Origin of the sequence: Paraburkholderia sediminicola, from assembly GCF_046027355.1 — a bacterium.
Lineage (GTDB): Bacteria > Pseudomonadota > Gammaproteobacteria > Burkholderiales > Burkholderiaceae > Paraburkholderia > Paraburkholderia sediminicola_B.
Map to the genome: position 1 here is coordinate 23,053 of NZ_JAQQEK010000021.1, position 14,948 is coordinate 38,000.

Below are 14,948 nucleotides of genomic sequence, written 5' to 3' on the forward strand. Positions count from 1 at the left end.
CATGGCAATCGTTAAAGTTAAGCCGACTTCGCCGGGCCGCCGTGCGATGGTCAAGGTGGTCAACAAGGATCTGCATAAGGGCAAGCCGTACGCACCGCTGCTCGACGCGCAATCCACGACTGCCGGCCGTAACAACAACGGTCACATCACCACCCGTCATAAGGGCGGTGGTCACAAGCATCACTATCGTGTCGTCGATTTCCGTCGCACGAAGGATGGCATTCCGGCCAAGGTCGAACGTCTTGAGTACGATCCGAACCGTAGCGCGAACATCGCACTGGTTCTGTACGCAGACGGCGAACGCCGCTACATCATCGCTCCGAAGGGTATCACCGTCGGTCAGCAACTGATGTCGGGTTCGGAAGCGCCGATCCGCGCAGGCAACACACTGCCGATCCGCAACATTCCGGTCGGTACGACGATCCACTGCATCGAAATGCTGCCGGGCAAGGGCGCGCAAATGGCGCGTTCGGCTGGTACGTCGGCGATGTTGCTGGCTCGTGAAGGCATCTACGCACAGGTCCGCCTGCGCTCGGGTGAAATCCGCCGCGTTCACATTGAGTGCCGCGCGACGATTGGTGAAGTTGGCAACGAAGAGCATAGCCTCCGTCAAATCGGTAAGGCTGGCGCAAACCGCTGGCGCGGTATCCGCCCGACGGTGCGCGGCGTTGCAATGAACCCGGTCGATCACCCGCACGGTGGTGGTGAAGGCAAGACGGCTGCAGGTCGCGATCCGGTGAGCCCGTGGGGCACGCCTGCTAAGGGTTATCGCACCCGCAGCAACAAGCGCACGACGAGCATGATCGTCCAGCGCCGTCACAAGCGTTAAGGAGTAGGCAATGGCACGTTCTGTAAAAAAAGGTCCGTTCTGCGACGCCCATTTGCTGAAGAAAGTTGAGGCGGCAGCAGCTTCGCGGGATAAGAAGCCGATCAAAACCTGGTCGCGCCGTTCGACGATCCTCCCGGATTTCATCGGTCTGACGATCGCCGTTCATAACGGCCGTCAACACGTTCCGGTGTACATCTCGGAAAACATGGTCGGCCACAAGCTTGGCGAGTTTGCATTGACCCGTACGTTCAAGGGTCACGCAGCCGACAAGAAGGCTAAGAAATAAGGGGCTCATGATGGAAGTGAAAGCAATTCATCGCGGTGCCCGCATCTCGGCGCAGAAAACGCGCCTTGTGGCTGACCAGATCCGCGGTTTGCCGGTCGACAAGGCGCTGAACGTTCTGACGTTCTCGCCGAAGAAGGCTGCGGGAATCGTGAAAAAGGTCGTGCTGTCGGCGATCGCGAATGCGGAGCATAACGAAGGCGCCGATATCGATGAGCTCAAGATCACGAGCATCTACATCGACAAGGCTGCGTCGCTCAAGCGTTTTACCGCGCGCGCTAAAGGCCGCGGTAACCGCATCGAGAAGCAATCCTGTCACATCACTGTGACGGTCGGGAATTAAGGGGTCATACGATGGGACAGAAAATTCATCCGACTGGCTTCCGTTTGGCCGTCAGCCGCAATTGGGCGTCGCGTTGGTACGCGAACAACAACAATTTCGCGGCGATGTTGCAGGAAGACATCGGTGTTCGTGAATACCTGAAGAAGAAGCTGAAGAACGCTTCGGTTGGTCGCGTCGTTATCGAGCGTCCGGCGAAAAACGCGCGCATCACGATTTATAGCTCGCGTCCGGGTGTGGTCATCGGTAAGAAGGGTGAGGATATCGAACTGCTGAAGTCGGAACTGCAACGCCGCATGGGCGTTCCGGTCCACGTCAACATCGAAGAAATCCGCAAGCCGGAAACCGATGCGCAACTGATCGCGGATTCGATCACGCAACAGCTCGAGCGCCGGATTATGTTCCGCCGCGCGATGAAGCGTGCGATGCAAAACGCAATGCGTCTGGGTGCTCAAGGCATCAAGATCATGAGCGCTGGCCGCCTGAACGGTATCGAAATTGCTCGTACGGAATGGTATCGCGAAGGTCGCGTGCCGCTTCATACGCTGCGTGCTGATATCGACTACGCAACTTCGGAAGCGAAGACGACGTACGGCATCATCGGCGTGAAGGTGTGGGTCTACAAGGGCGACACGCTCGGCCGCAACGACGCTCCGGTGGTTGAAGAAGTCGCCGAAGAAAAGCGTCCGCGCCGCAACGCACGTCCGGGTGGCGATCGCCGTCCGCGTCGCGATGGTGAAGGTGGTGGCCCGGCAGGTGCACGCCGTGGCGCTCCTCGTCGTACTGGCGGTGCCGGCGACGGCGGGAAGACTGGAGAATAACGATGCTGCAACCGAAACGCAGAAAGTATCGCAAAGAGCAGAAGGGTCGTAACACCGGTATCGCTACCCGCGGCAACGCGGTGTCGTTCGGTGAGTTCGGCCTGAAGGCTATCGGTCGTGGTCGTTTGACCGCGCGCCAGATTGAAGCGGCACGTCGTGCAATGACGCGTCACATCAAGCGTGGTGGCCGCATCTGGATCCGCATCTTCCCGGACAAGCCGATCTCGCACAAGCCGGCTGAAGTACGTATGGGTAACGGTAAGGGTAACCCTGAGTACTACGTCGCAGAGATTCAACCGGGCAAGATGCTGTACGAAATGGACGGCGTAACCGAAGAGCTGGCACGCGAAGCGTTCCGTCTGGCTGCAGCTAAGCTGCCGCTCAAGACGACGTTTATCGTGCGTCAGCTCGGCGCCTAAGGAGCAAATGATGAAGGCTTCCGAACTTCACCAGAAAGATCAGGCCGCGCTCAACAAGGAGCTGTCGGACCTGTTGAAGGCGCAATTCGGCCTGCGCATGCAACTCGCGACCCAGCAGCTCACGAACACGAGCCAGCTGAAGAAGGTTCGTCGCGACATCGCACGTGTGCGGACCGTCCTGACTGAGAAGGCGAACCAGAAATGAACGATAGCGTAAAAACCTCGCTCAAGCGGACGCTGGTCGGCAAGGTCGTCAGCAACAAGATGGACAAGACGGTCACCGTGCTGGTTGAGCACCGCGTGAAGCACCCGATCTACGGCAAGTACGTTGTGCGTTCGAAGAAGTACCACGCGCATGACGATGCGAACACGTACAACGAGGGCGACCTCGTTGAAATCCAGGAAACGCGTCCGATTTCGAAGACGAAAGCTTGGGTTGTGGCTCGCCTGGTCGAGGCTGCTCGCGTCATCTGACGCCGCAAAGTTGTAGAAGTAATTGAAATCGCAGTAAGTTTCGCTTGCAAGACCGAGATTATTTGTTATAATCTCGGTCTTCCCTCTTTTATGGGAGCCCCGTCGCGGGCGAAGTTGGTGGGGGAAGCGGTTCAGGCGCCAGTCTGTTCCGTAGGATTCACCGGATTGCGATGGCGGGTTTCGTTTGCCGTCGCTGCTGTTCATACCCAAGCAGCCGATTGGCTGACGGGACCAAGACTGACCGGGTACGCCATGGTGGTGTGACCGGATTAAGTTGGGAAAGATAAACCATGATCCAGACCGAAACTCGGCTTGAAGTGGCCGACAACACGGGTGCGCGTGAAGTCATGTGCATCAAGGTGCTCGGCGGCTCGAAGCGTCGTTATGCCAGCATTGGCGACATCATCAAGGTGACCGTCAAAGAAGCAACGCCGCGCGGGCGCGTGAAGAAAGGCGAAATTTATAACGCCGTGGTGGTTCGCACCGCCAAGGGCGTTCGTCGTCAAGACGGCTCGCTGATCAAGTTCGATGGCAATGCCGCTGTGTTGTTGAATGCCAAGCTCGAACCTATTGGCACCCGTATTTTCGGGCCTGTCACGCGCGAGTTGCGCAGCGAACGATTCATGAAGATCGTTTCGTTGGCACCTGAAGTGCTGTAAGGAGTCGCGATGAACAAGATTCGCAAAGGTGACGAAGTTATCGTCATCACCGGCAAAGATAAAGGCAAGCGCGGCGTCGTGCTGTCCGTTGGCGAAGGCAAAGTGACTGTCGAGGGTATCAACCTCGTCAAGAAACACGTCAAGCCGAACCCGATGAAGGGTACGACGGGCGGTGTGGAAGCCAAGACGATGCCGCTGCAAATTTCGAACGTCGCATTGGTCGACGCGAATGGCAAGGCGTCGCGTGTAGGCATCAAGGTCGAAGGAGACAAGAAAGTCCGTTTCCTTAAGACGACCGGTGCCGAGCTGAGCGCCTGACGCTGCGGAGTAAAAAAATGGCTCGTTTGCAAGAGTTTTACAAAGAGAAGGTTGTACCCGGCCTCATCGAGAAGTTCGGTTACAAGTCCGTGATGGAAGTGCCGCGCATCACCAAGATCACCCTGAACATGGGCCTTGGCGAAGCGGTTGCTGACAAGAAGATCATCGAAAACGCCGTTGGCGACCTGACGAAGATCGCAGGCCAGAAGCCGGTGATCACGAAGGCACGCAAGGCGATCGCTGGCTTCAAGATCCGTCAAGGCTATCCGATCGGTGCAATGGTCACGTTGCGTGGTCAGGCAATGTACGAATTTCTGGACCGTTTCGTGACGGTCGCGCTCCCCCGTGTGCGTGACTTCCGTGGCGTGTCGGGTCGTGCGTTCGATGGTCGCGGCAACTACAACATCGGTGTGAAAGAGCAGATCATTTTCCCCGAAATCGACTACGACAAGATCGACGCACTGCGTGGGCTGAACATCAGCATCACGACGACTGCGAAGACCGACGACGAAGCAAAGGCTCTGCTCGCCAGCTTCAAGTTCCCGTTCAGAAACTGAGGTTACCGTGGCTAAACTGGCACTGATCGAACGTGAAAAGAAGCGTGCTCGCCTGGCCGCTAAGTACGCTCCCAAGCGTGCTGAGCTGAAAGCGATCATTGGCGATATGAGCAAGTCGGACGAAGAGCATTACGCAGCACGTCTGGAACTGCAACAACTGCCGCGCAACTCTAACCCGACCCGTAAGCGCAACCGTTGCGCAATTACCGGTCGCCCGCGTGGCACGTTCCGTAAATTCGGGCTGGCGCGTAACAAGATTCGCGAAATCGCGTTCCGCGGCGAGATCCCTGGCCTGACCAAGGCGAGCTGGTAATAGGAGAAACGTAAATGAGCATGAGTGATCCTATCGCCGATATGCTGACTCGCATCCGCAATGCGCAGATGGTTGAGAAAGTCTCGGTGACTATGCCCTCGTCGAAAGTCAAGGTTGCGATTGCGCAGGTCCTGAAGGACGAAGGCTATATCGATGATTTCGCAGTGAAGTCCGAAGGTGCGAAGTCTGAATTGAACATCGTGTTGAAGTACTACGCTGGCCGTCCGGTCATCGAGCGCATTGAACGCGTCTCGAAGCCTGGTCTGCGTGTGTACCGCGGCCGTAACGACATCCCTGTGGTCATGAATGGCCTCGGCGTGGCAATCGTGTCGACGCCGAAGGGCGTGATGACGGACCGCAAGGCGCGCGCAACGGGCGTTGGCGGCGAAGTCATCTGCTACGTCGCTTAAGGCCGAAAGGAGAGAAACATGTCTCGAGTAGGTAAAAGCCCGGTCGCGCTGCAAGGCGCAGAAGTGGCCCTGAGCGACGATCGCATTACCGTCAAGGGCCCGCTGGGTACGATTTCGCAGGCTGCTAACAGCCTCGTGAAGGTGGTGAACGACAACGGCACGCTGAAGTTCGAGCCGGTTGACGAAAGCCGCGAAGCGAATGCGATGTCGGGCACGATGCGCGCACTGGTTGCGAACATGGTGAACGGCGTGACGAAGGGTTTCGAGCGCAAGCTGACGCTGGTTGGCGTTGGTTACCGCGCACAGGCGCAAGGCGACAAGCTGAACCTGTCGCTGGGTTTCTCGCACCCCGTGGTGCACCAGATGCCGGAAGGCGTCAAGGCTGAAACCCCGACGCAAACCGAAATCGTGATCAAGGGGATCAATAAGCAACAAGTTGGCCAGGTCGCTGCAGAAGTGCGCGGCTATCGCCCGCCGGAGCCCTACAAGGGCAAGGGTGTGCGTTACGCCAATGAGGTTGTGATCCTCAAAGAAACGAAGAAGAAGTAAGGGTGCGCAATCATGGATAAGACTCAATCTCGCCTGCGCCGCGCTCGTCAGACGCGTATCAAGATCGCTGAGCTGCAGGTCGCGCGTCTCGCCGTGCATCGCACGAACACGCACATCTATGCGCAAGTGTTCTCGCCGTGCGGCACCAAGGTGCTCGCCAGCGCGTCGACGCTCGAGGCCGAAGTGCGTGCGCAACTGGCTGATCAGACCGGCAAGGGCGGCAACGTCGCTGCCGCTACCCTGATCGGTAAGCGCATCGCAGAAAAGGCTAAGGCTGCCGGCATCGAATCCGTCGCCTTCGACCGTTCGGGTTTCCGTTACCACGGCCGCGTGAAAGCGCTGGCTGATGCGGCGCGCGAAGCCGGACTCAAGTTCTAAGGGAAGAATTCGTCATGGCAAAGATGCAAGCGAAAGTTCAGGCTGACGAACGCGACGACGGCCTGCGCGAAAAGATGATTTCGGTCAACCGCGTGACCAAGGTCGTGAAGGGTGGCCGGATTCTCGGTTTCGCCGCGCTGACCGTGGTTGGCGACGGTGATGGCCGCGTCGGTATGGGCAAGGGCAAGGCGAAGGAAGTGCCGGTCGCTGTTCAGAAGGCGATGGAACAGGCTCGCCGCAACATGTTCAAGGTGCCGCTCAAGAACGGCACCCTGCAACACGAAGTGCACGGTAAGCACGGCGCATCGATGGTCCTCCTCGCTCCGGCGAAGGACGGTACCGGTGTGATCGCCGGTGGTCCGATGCGCGCAGTGTTCGACGTGATGGGCGTGCAGAACGTTGTGGCCAAGAGCCACGGTTCGACGAACCCGTACAACCTCGTTCGTGCAACGCTCGACGGTCTGCGCAAGCAGTCCACGCCGGGCGACATCGCGGCGAAGCGCGGCAAGTCCGTCGAAGATATTCTGGGCTAAGGTGGACACCATGTCTGATAAAACTGTCAAGGTCCAGCTCGTCAAGAGCCTGATCGGCACCCGTGAAACGCACCGTGCAACGGTGCGTGGCTTGGGCCTGCGCCGACTCAACTCGGTTAGCGAGTTGCAGGACACGCCGGCTGTGCGCGGCATGATCAACAAGGTTTCGTACCTCGTTAAGGTCATCAGCTAAGCGGCTGACCAGGACTCAAGGAGTTGATAATGGAATTGAATAACCTGAAGCCGGCTGAAGGCTCGAAGCACGCTAAGCGTCGCGTCGGCCGTGGCATCGGCTCCGGTCTGGGCAAGACGGCTGGCCGCGGTCACAAGGGTCAGAAGTCACGTTCGGGCGGCTTTCACAAGGTTGGCTTCGAAGGCGGTCAAATGCCGCTGCAACGTCGCCTGCCGAAGCGTGGCTTCACCTCGCTGACGAAGGAATTCGTCGGTGAAGTGCGTCTCTCGGATCTGGAAAAGCTGCCGGTCGACGAGATCGATCTGTTGGCTCTGAAACAAGCCGGCCTGATTGGCGAGATGATCACGAGCGCCAAGATCATCAAGACCGGCGAGTTGAAGCGTAAGGTCGTTGTGAAGGGTCTGGGTGCGACGAAGGGTGCGCGCGCTGCTATCGAAGCAGCTGGCGGCTCATTCGCCGAGTAACGCGCAAGTTATTTGCCGTCACTAGCATTTGCATCGGAGAAGGTACTTGGCTAACAGCCCGAGTCTCGCAAAACCCGGTCGCGGCGCGGCGAAGTTCGGCGATCTGCGTCGGCGGGCAGTGTTCCTGCTGCTGGCGCTGATCGTCTACCGTATCGGCGCGCATATTCCGGTGCCGGGTATTGACCCGGACCAACTGGCAAAGTTGTTCCAAAGTCAGTCGGGCGGCATCCTTGGCATGTTCAACATGTTCTCGGGTGGCGCGCTATCGCGGTTCACGATTTTTGCGCTGGGGATCATGCCGTACATTTCGGCGTCGATCATCATGCAGTTGCTGGCAATTGTCTCGCCGCAACTCGAAGCGCTGAAAAAGGAAGGGCAGGCGGGTCAGCGGAAGATTACGCAGTACACGCGTATCTTCACGGTCCTGCTGGCGACGTTCCAGGCGTTCGGCATTGCCGTCGCGTTGGAAAATCAGCCGGGCCTGGTGATCGATCCGGGGATGGTTTTTCGGTTGACGACGGTCGTGACGCTGGTGACCGGCACGATGTTCCTGATGTGGCTGGGTGAGCAGATCACGGAGCGTGGGCTTGGCAACGGTATCTCGATCATTATTTTCGGCGGGATTGCAGCGGGTTTCCCGAATGCGATCGGTGGCCTCGTTTCACTGGTGCAAACCGGTTCGATGAGCCCGATATCCGCGATTATCGTCGTCGCGCTGATTGCTGCTGTTACGTATCTGGTGGTGTTCATTGAACGCGGCCAGCGCAAGATTCTCGTGAACTACGCGAAGCGGCAAGTCGGTAACAAGATTTACGGCGGACAGTCTTCGCATCTGCCGCTGAAGTTGAACATGTCGGGCGTGATTCCGCCGATCTTTGCATCGTCGATCATTCTCTTCCCGGCAACTATCCTGAACTGGTTTAGTTCGGGGTCGCGTACCAGCTGGTTCGCAGACACGTTGCACAACGTGGCCGAAGCGCTCAAGCCCGGTCAACCCGTGTACGTGTTGCTGTACGCGTTGGCGATCGTTTTCTTCTGTTTCTTCTACACCGCGTTGGTGTTCAACAGCAGAGAGACGGCCGACAACCTGAAAAAGAGTGGCGCGTTCGTCCCAGGCATCCGCCCGGGCGATCAAACGGCGCGATACATCGACCGCATCCTCACGCGTCTGACGCTGGCCGGTGCGATCTACATCGTGTTTGTTTGTCTGCTGCCCGAGTTTCTGGTGCTGCGCTGGAACGTGCCGTTTTATTTTGGTGGAACGTCGCTGCTGATCATTGTCGTCGTCACAATGGATTTCATGGCGCAGGTGCAGTCGTACGTTATGTCGCAACAGTATGAATCGCTGCTGAAGAAAGCTAATTTCAAAGGCGGCGGCGTCCCGATGCGTTGAAAGGACTTATGGCCAAAGACGATGTTATCCAGATGCAGGGTGAAGTCATCGAAAACCTGCCTAACGCTACCTTCAGGGTGAAGCTGGAAAACGGCCATGTCGTATTGGGACACATATCCGGGAAGATGCGGATGCACTACATCCGAATCTTGCCGGGCGACAAGGTAACGGTTGAATTGACGCCTTACGATCTGTCGCGTGCGCGGATCGTGTTCCGGGCGAAGTGATTTGAAAAAAGGGTAATATCATGAAAGTGATGGCATCGGTTAAGCGCATTTGCCGCAATTGCAAGATCATCAAGCGCAAAGGCGTTGTGCGCGTGATTTGCAGCTCTGATCCGCGCCACAAACAGCGTCAAGGCTGAACGCCGCGCTTTTTGCTGCGCTTTTTGTTTGAGGAAAAACAATGGCTCGTATCGCAGGGGTTAACATCCCGAATCACCAGCATACCGAAATCGGCCTGACGGCTATTTACGGTGTCGGCCGCACGCGCTCGCGCGACATCTGCGTCGCTGCTGGTGTGGCATTTTCGAAGAAGGTCAAAGACCTGAACGACGCAGACCTCGAAAAGCTGCGTGAAGAAGTCGGCAAGTTCATCGTTGAAGGCGATTTGCGTCGTGAAACGACGATGAACATCAAGCGCCTGATGGATCTCGGCTGCTACCGTGGCGTTCGGCATCGTAAGGGCTTGCCCCTGCGCGGCCAACGTACGCGTACGAATGCCCGTACGCGCAAGGGTCCGCGTCGTGCAGCGCAATCGCTGAAGAAGTAAGCGGAACTGACAGTTACAGGAAAACGTAATGGCTAAGGCTTCGAACAACTCCGCGGCGCAACGCGTTCGCAAGAAGGTCAAGAAGAACGTCGCCGAGGGCGTGGTTCACGTTCACGCGTCGTTCAACAACACCATCATCACGATCACCGATCGTCAAGGCAATGCACTTGCCTGGGCAACGTCGGGTGGTCAGGGCTTCAAGGGTTCGCGTAAATCGACCCCGTTTGCAGCCCAGGTGGCAGCCGAATCGGCTGGCCGCGTGGCGATGGAATACGGCGTGAAGAACCTCGAAGTGCGGATCAAGGGCCCCGGTCCTGGCCGTGAATCGGCGGTGCGCGCGTTGCATGGTCTTGGCATCAAGATCACCGCGATCTCCGACGTGACCCCGGTCCCGCACAACGGCTGCCGTCCGCCGAAGCGTCGTCGTATCTAAGACGCTAGTATTGCTTGCGCCTGTTGCCGCCTAGCGCGGCGGCAGGCTGCTTGCGCTATTGAATTGACTAAGCCCACCGTTCGACCCAAAGGGCTCGGACTAGCGCGGATGCACGCATTCGCGTGACTAATCAACGAAGGAATCAACGTGGCACGTTATATCGGCCCTAAGGCCAAGCTCTCCCGCCGTGAAGGCACTGACCTTTTCCTGAAGAGCGCCCGTCGTTCGCTCGCTGACAAGTGCAAGCTTGACAGCAAGCCCGGCCAACACGGCCGCACCTCGGGCGCACGTACGTCCGACTACGGCACGCAGCTGCGCGAAAAGCAAAAAGTGAAGCGCATCTACGGTGTCCTCGAGCGTCAATTCCGCCGTTACTTCGCTGAAGCCGACCGCCTGAAGGGCAACACGGGTGAAAACCTGCTGCAATTGCTCGAATCGCGTCTGGATAACGTCGTGTATCGCATGGGTTTCGGTTCGACGCGCGCTGAAGCGCGTCAGCTGGTGAGCCACAAGGCGATCACGGTGAACGGCGTCGTGTCGAACATCCCGTCGATGCAAGTGAAGGCCGGCGACATCGTTGCTGTGCGCGAACAAAAGAAGAAGCAGGCGCGTATTCTCGAAGCGCTGTCGCTGGCTGAGCAAGGCGGTCTGCCGAGCTGGGTCGCTGTCGATTCGAAGAAGTTCGAAGGCACGTTCAAGTCGAAGCCGGAACGCAGCGACATCGCTGGCGATATCAACGAAAGCCTGATCGTCGAATTGTATTCGCGGTAATCGGATTAACGGCCGGGGCACCCCGATTGCGCTAAGCAAGGGGGCGTCTCGGCTGTTTATTTTCAGGTTGTTACCGGTCAGCCTTATCGGTGTAACGAGCCGAGGGTATTGAAAAGGAAAACCTATGCAAACCAGTTTGTTGAAGCCCAAGATCATCGCTGTTGAATCGCTTGGTGAGAGCCATGCGAAAGTGGTCATGGAACCGTTTGAACGCGGTTACGGCCACACCTTGGGTAACGCGCTCCGGCGCGTGCTGCTGTCGTCGATGATCGGCTACGCGCCGACCGAAGTGACGATCGCAGGCGTCGTACATGAGTATTCGACGCTCGACGGTGTGCAAGAGGATGTGGTCAACCTGTTGTTGAACCTGAAGGGCGTGGTCTTCAAGCTGCATAACCGTGACGAAGTGACGGTTACGCTGCGCAAGGAAGGCGAAGGCGTTGTCACCGCCGGCGACATCGAACTCGCGCACGATTGCGAGGTGATCAATCCGGATCACGTGATCGCGCATCTGTCGAAAGGCGGCAAGCTCGACGTGCAGATCAAGGTCGAAAAGGGCCGCGGCTATGTGCCGGGCAATGTGCGTCGTTACGGCGAAGAGTCGGCCAAGATCATCGGCCGTATCGTGCTGGACGCGTCGTTCTCGCCGGTTCGCCGCGTGAGCTACGCCGTTGAGAGCGCTCGCGTCGAACAGCGTACCGACCTCGACAAGCTCGTGATGAACATCGAAACCAACGGTGTGATTTCGCCGGAAGAAGCGATCCGTCAATCGGCGCGCATTCTGGTCGATCAACTGTCGGTCTTCGCTGCACTGGAAGGCACCGAAGCAACGGCTGAAGCGCCGTCGCGTGCGCCGCAGATCGATCCGATCCTGCTGCGTCCGGTCGATGATCTCGAACTGACGGTTCGTTCCGCGAACTGCCTTAAGGCCGAGAACATTTACTACATCGGCGACCTGATCCAGCGCACGGAAAACGAACTGCTGAAGACGCCGAATCTGGGCCGCAAGTCGCTGAACGAAATCAAGGAAGTACTGGCGTCGCGTGGTTTGACGCTTGGTATGAAACTCGAAAACTGGCCGCCGGCCGGTCTCGACAAGTAATCCCGGGACAGAACGCGCCGCTGCACTGGCAAAGACGCGGATTTTCCTTTAAAATCCGCGTCTTGTCTTTTTTCACTACCGGCCCGTGCACTCACACCCTCGGGTGAACTGAGCGCGATAGAAGAGCTGGACCAAAACTTTGAATCAAAGGAATTAACATGCGTCACCGTCATGGTTTGCGGAAACTGAACCGCACGAGCAGTCACCGTCTGGCAATGCTCCGTAATATGTCCAACTCGCTGATCGAGCACGAAGTCATCAAGACCACGCTGCCGAAGGCGAAAGAACTCCGTAAAGTTGTCGAGCCGCTGATCACGCTCGGCAAGAAGCCGTCGCTGGCAAATCGTCGTCTGGCATTCAACCGCCTGCGCGATCGTGACTCGGTCACAAAGCTGTTCGAAGTTCTGGGCCCGCGTTACGCTACCCGTCCGGGCGGCTACCTGCGCGTCCTGAAGTTTGGCTTCCGCGTCGGCGACAACGCTCCGATGGCACTCGTCGAACTGCTCGACCGTCCGGAAGTTGAAGAAGTTGAAGTGCAAGAAGCTGAGTAAGCTTCTCAGCATCGAAAAAAGCCAGGCGCCAAGCCTGGCGTTTTTGTTTATAGCGCCAGAACACGGTGCCCGCGGCCATCTGCCGCATGGCCGCTGCGGAGCCGTCAGCGGTCGGACAAGGCTAGGTGATACGATATCGGCACCTGAATCGTGCCTTCGCCGGAGCCTTCTGTGAGCGTGAATGTGACCTTGATTCTGACGACGGTGCCCGACGCGACCGTGGCTCAGAAGCTTGCCGCGGATACTCTGGCCGCGCGGCTATGCGCCTGCGTCACGCAACTAGGTTCTGTGCAGTCGAGCTACCACTGGCAGGGTGCGATCGAAACAGCGCAGGAAATCCAGTTGCTATTCAAGACCAGCGCCGCACGCGCGCTCGAACTCGAGAAGTACATTCAGGCTCATCATCCCTACGACACGCCAGAAATCCTCTCATGGCAAGCGACGGCGTCGGCCGCGTACGGCCAGTGGATCACTGCTGAAACCCAACGTCCTCTTCATGTTTAACGGCCTCGACCGGCGCGCGCGCAATGCGCTGCGCACCGTATTCTTCCTGCTTGGTTGCCTGATCGTCGCGCAGTTCGGCACGCTCGCCCGCGCGGCGGACGACTTTCTGGATCCTGCGGTCGCCTTCAAATTCAGCGCGACGGAGAAGCCCGGCGAAGTCGACGTAACCTACAAAATTGCGGACGGCTACTACATGTACCGTGAGCGCTTCGCTTTCGCGACGCGCAACGGCGCGACCACGATCGGCGAGCCGCAATTGCCGGCTGGTCACGTCAAGTTCGATCAGACCTTTAACAAGAACGTCGAGACGTATCGGAACGAACTGACGATCCGGATTCCCGTTAAACAGGCGGCCGGACCGTTCGATCTGGCTGTGACGTCGCAAGGCTGTGCCGATGCCGGCATCTGTTATCCGCCGATGGAGCGTGTCTACCACGTGAGCGGCGCGGCTCTGCAGCCTGCCGGCAGCGCGGCGGCCCCGGGAGCCGAAGTCTCCCAGCAATCCGCTGCCACGGGCACCTCGTGGTACGACCGCGCCACCAGCGCAGACTACGCGCAGTCGCTGCTGCAAGGCGGCGGTTTCTTCGCGATCGTCGGACTTTACTTCGTCGCTGGCGCCGTGCTCAGTCTGCTCCCCTGTTCTTATCCGATGATTCCGATTCTCTCGGCGATCATCATCGGCGAAGGCGCGCGCGTGACGCGTGCACGTGGGCTTGCACTGTCGCTGGCCTATGTCATCGGCATGGCGCTCGTGTACACGGCGCTCGGCATCGCTGCTGCGCTGGTCGGGCAGAGTCTCGGCGCGTGGCTGCAAAATCCGTGGGTGCTCGGTGCATTTGGCGTACTGCTGGCCGTTTTCGCGCTGACGCTGATTGCAGGCTTCGACATCGCGCTGCCGCAACGTTGGCAGGATGGCGTCTCGCGCGCGTCGTCCGGGCGTTCGGGGGGCAAGTTTGCGGCCGTTGCCGTGATGGGCGCTCTGTCCGCTTTGGTGGTCGGCGCCTGCATGACCGCACCGCTCTTCGCGGTGCTGGCGTTCATTGCGCATACGGGCGACGCGGTGCTTGGCGGTGCGGCGCTGTTCTCGATGGGACTGGGCCTGGGTGTGCCGCTGCTGATCCTCGGATTTGGCGCGGGCACGCTGCTGCCGCGTGCCGGCGCGTGGATGGACAGCGTCAAGGTGTTCTTCGGCGTGGTGTTGCTCGCGGCCGCGTTGTGGATCGTCTGGCCCGTGCTCGGCGCGACTGCGACGATGCTCCTGAGCGCGCTCTGGCTGCTGATCGCCGCGGCTTCCCTCGGCTTGTTCTCGGCACCCACTGCGGAAGCTTCCGTGTGGCGCCGGCTTGGCCGAGGCATCGGCGCCGCGCTGGCCATCTGGGCGGCGGTTCTGCTGGTCGGGCTGGCGGCGGGCTCCTCCGACCCGCTGCGCCCGCTTGCCGTGCTCGCGGCGCGTGGAGGTGAAGCGGGCGTCGCGAACGCGTCGAATAAGCCGGACAGCGCGCCGCAGAGCGATTTGACGTTCGCCCCGGTGCGCTCATCGAATGAACTCGACCAGGCCGTCAAAACGGCTGCACAACCCGCCATGCTCGATTTTTACGCGGACTGGTGCGTCAGCTGCAAGGAAATGGAGAAATTCACCTTCAGCGACCCGCGCGTTCAGGCGAAATTGAGGCAGATGAATCTGTTGCGCGCCGACGTGACCGCCAACAATGTCGACGATCAGATGCTGCTCAAGCGCTTTAGCCTGTTCGGTCCGCCGGGGATCATCTTTTTCGATCAGAGTGGCAAGGAAGTGCTGCGCGTCGTCGGCTACGAGTCAGCAGATAAATTTTTGCGTAGTCTGGATCGGGCGAGCGGCCCTGGGGCGTAACGGATAACGGGTG

27 protein-coding genes are annotated in these 14,948 nt (G+C 58.8%); all 27 read left to right on the top strand.

All coding sequences use genetic code 11. From position 1 onward, the window contains the following. Position 1 precedes the first annotated feature (1 nt). The 27 genes from rplB to dsbD all read left to right on the top strand — a co-directional run bounded on the left by rplB (position 2) and on the right by dsbD (position 14,935). Complete coding sequence (gene rplB, locus PQR42_RS29700; protein ID WP_408220362.1) at positions 2-829, top strand: 50S ribosomal protein L2; 828 nt, start codon at positions 2-4, stop codon at positions 827-829. Between the two features lie 10 nt (positions 830-839). Beyond that, positions 840-1,115 carry a 30S ribosomal protein S19 gene (gene rpsS, locus PQR42_RS29705; RefSeq protein WP_004199273.1) on the top strand — a complete coding sequence of 92 codons (276 nt, stop codon included), beginning with the start codon at positions 840-842 and terminating at the stop codon, positions 1,113-1,115. Positions 1,116-1,122: 7 nt separating this feature from the next. Then, entirely contained in the window at positions 1,123-1,455 is a 333-nt protein-coding gene (gene rplV / locus PQR42_RS29710) for a 50S ribosomal protein L22 (RefSeq protein WP_007180133.1), read from the top strand. A gap of 11 nt (positions 1,456-1,466) precedes the next feature. Beyond that, positions 1,467-2,273 carry a 30S ribosomal protein S3 gene (rpsC, locus tag PQR42_RS29715; protein WP_408220360.1) on the top strand — a complete coding sequence of 269 codons (807 nt, stop codon included), beginning with the start codon at positions 1,467-1,469 and terminating at the stop codon, positions 2,271-2,273. A gap of 2 nt (positions 2,274-2,275) precedes the next feature. Next, positions 2,276-2,692, top strand: coding sequence for a 50S ribosomal protein L16 (gene rplP, locus PQR42_RS29720; RefSeq protein WP_007180131.1), 417 nt, complete (start codon positions 2,276-2,278; stop codon positions 2,690-2,692). 10 nt (positions 2,693-2,702) lie between these two features. Then, positions 2,703-2,897 (top strand): 50S ribosomal protein L29, encoded by a 195-nt coding sequence (gene rpmC / locus PQR42_RS29725; protein ID WP_007180130.1) that lies wholly within the window; start codon positions 2,703-2,705, stop codon positions 2,895-2,897. Further along, positions 2,894-3,166 (top strand): 30S ribosomal protein S17, encoded by a 273-nt coding sequence (gene rpsQ, locus PQR42_RS29730; RefSeq protein WP_007180129.1) that lies wholly within the window; start codon positions 2,894-2,896, stop codon positions 3,164-3,166. Before rpmC ends, rpsQ begins: the two co-directional genes overlap by 4 nt. 290 nt (positions 3,167-3,456) lie before the next feature. After that, entirely contained in the window at positions 3,457-3,825 is a 369-nt protein-coding gene (gene rplN, locus PQR42_RS29735) for a 50S ribosomal protein L14 (protein WP_006052212.1), read from the top strand. Between the two features lie 9 nt (positions 3,826-3,834). Beyond that, a complete protein-coding gene (rplX, locus tag PQR42_RS29740) occupies positions 3,835-4,143 on the top strand; it encodes a 50S ribosomal protein L24 (protein ID WP_020070584.1) in 309 nt (102 codons plus the stop codon). 17 nt (positions 4,144-4,160) lie between these two features. Next, positions 4,161-4,700 carry a 50S ribosomal protein L5 gene (gene rplE / locus PQR42_RS29745; protein WP_006052214.1) on the top strand — a complete coding sequence of 180 codons (540 nt, stop codon included), beginning with the start codon at positions 4,161-4,163 and terminating at the stop codon, positions 4,698-4,700. Between the two features lie 7 nt (positions 4,701-4,707). Further along, positions 4,708-5,013 carry a 30S ribosomal protein S14 gene (gene rpsN, locus PQR42_RS29750; protein ID WP_006052215.1) on the top strand — a complete coding sequence of 102 codons (306 nt, stop codon included), beginning with the start codon at positions 4,708-4,710 and terminating at the stop codon, positions 5,011-5,013. Between the two features lie 14 nt (positions 5,014-5,027). After that, positions 5,028-5,423 carry a 30S ribosomal protein S8 gene (rpsH, locus tag PQR42_RS29755; RefSeq protein WP_006052216.1) on the top strand — a complete coding sequence of 132 codons (396 nt, stop codon included), beginning with the start codon at positions 5,028-5,030 and terminating at the stop codon, positions 5,421-5,423. Between the two features lie 18 nt (positions 5,424-5,441). Next, positions 5,442-5,972, top strand: coding sequence for a 50S ribosomal protein L6 (gene rplF, locus PQR42_RS29760; protein ID WP_132376698.1), 531 nt, complete (start codon positions 5,442-5,444; stop codon positions 5,970-5,972). Positions 5,973-5,984: 12 nt separating this feature from the next. Continuing rightward, the gene (rplR, locus tag PQR42_RS29765; RefSeq protein ID WP_006052218.1) at positions 5,985-6,350 is read left to right on the top strand and encodes a 50S ribosomal protein L18; all 366 of its coding nucleotides are present in this window, start codon (positions 5,985-5,987) and stop codon (positions 6,348-6,350) included. 14 nt (positions 6,351-6,364) lie between these two features. Beyond that, positions 6,365-6,883, top strand: coding sequence for a 30S ribosomal protein S5 (rpsE, locus tag PQR42_RS29770; RefSeq protein WP_006052219.1), 519 nt, complete (start codon positions 6,365-6,367; stop codon positions 6,881-6,883). A gap of 10 nt (positions 6,884-6,893) precedes the next feature. Continuing rightward, positions 6,894-7,076, top strand: a complete 183-nt coding sequence (gene rpmD / locus PQR42_RS29775) for a 50S ribosomal protein L30 (RefSeq protein WP_007180126.1) — start codon at positions 6,894-6,896, stop codon at positions 7,074-7,076. A gap of 29 nt (positions 7,077-7,105) precedes the next feature. Further along, positions 7,106-7,540, top strand: a complete 435-nt coding sequence (gene rplO, locus PQR42_RS29780; protein WP_012434567.1) for a 50S ribosomal protein L15 — start codon at positions 7,106-7,108, stop codon at positions 7,538-7,540. 46 nt (positions 7,541-7,586) lie between these two features. Continuing rightward, complete coding sequence (gene secY / locus PQR42_RS29785) at positions 7,587-8,933, top strand: preprotein translocase subunit SecY (protein WP_091798353.1); 1,347 nt, start codon at positions 7,587-7,589, stop codon at positions 8,931-8,933. Positions 8,934-8,941: 8 nt separating this feature from the next. Next, on the top strand, positions 8,942-9,160 hold the full coding sequence (infA, locus tag PQR42_RS29790; protein WP_004521905.1) for a translation initiation factor IF-1: 219 nt from the start codon (positions 8,942-8,944) through the stop codon (positions 9,158-9,160). A gap of 20 nt (positions 9,161-9,180) precedes the next feature. Next, positions 9,181-9,297 (top strand): 50S ribosomal protein L36, encoded by a 117-nt coding sequence (rpmJ, locus tag PQR42_RS29795; protein ID WP_004199844.1) that lies wholly within the window; start codon positions 9,181-9,183, stop codon positions 9,295-9,297. Positions 9,298-9,338: 41 nt separating this feature from the next. Further along, positions 9,339-9,704, top strand: coding sequence for a 30S ribosomal protein S13 (gene rpsM, locus PQR42_RS29800; protein ID WP_012434566.1), 366 nt, complete (start codon positions 9,339-9,341; stop codon positions 9,702-9,704). Between the two features lie 28 nt (positions 9,705-9,732). After that, entirely contained in the window at positions 9,733-10,137 is a 405-nt protein-coding gene (gene rpsK, locus PQR42_RS29805; protein ID WP_006052224.1) for a 30S ribosomal protein S11, read from the top strand. A 147-nt stretch (positions 10,138-10,284) separates the two neighbouring features. After that, positions 10,285-10,908 (top strand): 30S ribosomal protein S4, encoded by a 624-nt coding sequence (gene rpsD, locus PQR42_RS29810; RefSeq protein ID WP_105511086.1) that lies wholly within the window; start codon positions 10,285-10,287, stop codon positions 10,906-10,908. 124 nt (positions 10,909-11,032) lie between these two features. Next, positions 11,033-12,010 (top strand): DNA-directed RNA polymerase subunit alpha, encoded by a 978-nt coding sequence (locus tag PQR42_RS29815; protein WP_006052226.1) that lies wholly within the window; start codon positions 11,033-11,035, stop codon positions 12,008-12,010. 158 nt (positions 12,011-12,168) lie between these two features. Next, the gene (gene rplQ / locus PQR42_RS29820) at positions 12,169-12,561 is read left to right on the top strand and encodes a 50S ribosomal protein L17 (protein WP_006052227.1); all 393 of its coding nucleotides are present in this window, start codon (positions 12,169-12,171) and stop codon (positions 12,559-12,561) included. A 171-nt stretch (positions 12,562-12,732) separates the two neighbouring features. After that, positions 12,733-13,065, top strand: a complete 333-nt coding sequence (cutA, locus tag PQR42_RS29825) for a divalent-cation tolerance protein CutA (protein WP_408220356.1) — start codon at positions 12,733-12,735, stop codon at positions 13,063-13,065. Further along, positions 13,058-14,935 (top strand): protein-disulfide reductase DsbD, encoded by a 1,878-nt coding sequence (gene dsbD / locus PQR42_RS29830; RefSeq protein ID WP_408388700.1) that lies wholly within the window; start codon positions 13,058-13,060, stop codon positions 14,933-14,935. Before cutA ends, dsbD begins: the two co-directional genes overlap by 8 nt. Positions 14,936-14,948: the final 13 nt, after the last annotated feature.

Bases quoted from the DNA above. Each gene is read 5' to 3' on its own strand.
- rplB (WP_408220362.1), top strand. From the start codon at position 2: ATGGCAATCGTTAAAGTTAAGCCGACTTCGCCGGGCCGCCGTGCGATG.
- rpsS (WP_004199273.1), top strand. From the start codon at position 840: ATGGCACGTTCTGTAAAAAAAGGTCCGTTCTGCGACGCCCATTTGCTG.
- rplV (WP_007180133.1), top strand. From the start codon at position 1,123: ATGATGGAAGTGAAAGCAATTCATCGCGGTGCCCGCATCTCGGCGCAG.
- rpsC (WP_408220360.1), top strand. From the start codon at position 1,467: ATGGGACAGAAAATTCATCCGACTGGCTTCCGTTTGGCCGTCAGCCGC.
- rplP (WP_007180131.1), top strand. From the start codon at position 2,276: ATGCTGCAACCGAAACGCAGAAAGTATCGCAAAGAGCAGAAGGGTCGT.
- rpmC (WP_007180130.1), top strand. From the start codon at position 2,703: ATGAAGGCTTCCGAACTTCACCAGAAAGATCAGGCCGCGCTCAACAAG.
- rpsQ (WP_007180129.1), top strand. From the start codon at position 2,894: ATGAACGATAGCGTAAAAACCTCGCTCAAGCGGACGCTGGTCGGCAAG.
- rplN (WP_006052212.1), top strand. From the start codon at position 3,457: ATGATCCAGACCGAAACTCGGCTTGAAGTGGCCGACAACACGGGTGCG.
- rplX (WP_020070584.1), top strand. From the start codon at position 3,835: ATGAACAAGATTCGCAAAGGTGACGAAGTTATCGTCATCACCGGCAAA.
- rplE (WP_006052214.1), top strand. From the start codon at position 4,161: ATGGCTCGTTTGCAAGAGTTTTACAAAGAGAAGGTTGTACCCGGCCTC.
- rpsH (WP_006052216.1), top strand. From the start codon at position 5,028: ATGAGCATGAGTGATCCTATCGCCGATATGCTGACTCGCATCCGCAAT.
- rplF (WP_132376698.1), top strand. From the start codon at position 5,442: ATGTCTCGAGTAGGTAAAAGCCCGGTCGCGCTGCAAGGCGCAGAAGTG.
- rplR (WP_006052218.1), top strand. From the start codon at position 5,985: ATGGATAAGACTCAATCTCGCCTGCGCCGCGCTCGTCAGACGCGTATC.
- rpsE (WP_006052219.1), top strand. From the start codon at position 6,365: ATGGCAAAGATGCAAGCGAAAGTTCAGGCTGACGAACGCGACGACGGC.
- rpmD (WP_007180126.1), top strand. From the start codon at position 6,894: ATGTCTGATAAAACTGTCAAGGTCCAGCTCGTCAAGAGCCTGATCGGC.
- rplO (WP_012434567.1), top strand. From the start codon at position 7,106: ATGGAATTGAATAACCTGAAGCCGGCTGAAGGCTCGAAGCACGCTAAG.
- infA (WP_004521905.1), top strand. From the start codon at position 8,942: ATGGCCAAAGACGATGTTATCCAGATGCAGGGTGAAGTCATCGAAAAC.
- rpmJ (WP_004199844.1), top strand. From the start codon at position 9,181: ATGAAAGTGATGGCATCGGTTAAGCGCATTTGCCGCAATTGCAAGATC.
- rpsM (WP_012434566.1), top strand. From the start codon at position 9,339: ATGGCTCGTATCGCAGGGGTTAACATCCCGAATCACCAGCATACCGAA.
- rpsK (WP_006052224.1), top strand. From the start codon at position 9,733: ATGGCTAAGGCTTCGAACAACTCCGCGGCGCAACGCGTTCGCAAGAAG.
- PQR42_RS29815 (WP_006052226.1), top strand. From the start codon at position 11,033: ATGCAAACCAGTTTGTTGAAGCCCAAGATCATCGCTGTTGAATCGCTT.
- rplQ (WP_006052227.1), top strand. From the start codon at position 12,169: ATGCGTCACCGTCATGGTTTGCGGAAACTGAACCGCACGAGCAGTCAC.
- dsbD (WP_408388700.1), top strand. From the start codon at position 13,058: ATGTTTAACGGCCTCGACCGGCGCGCGCGCAATGCGCTGCGCACCGTA.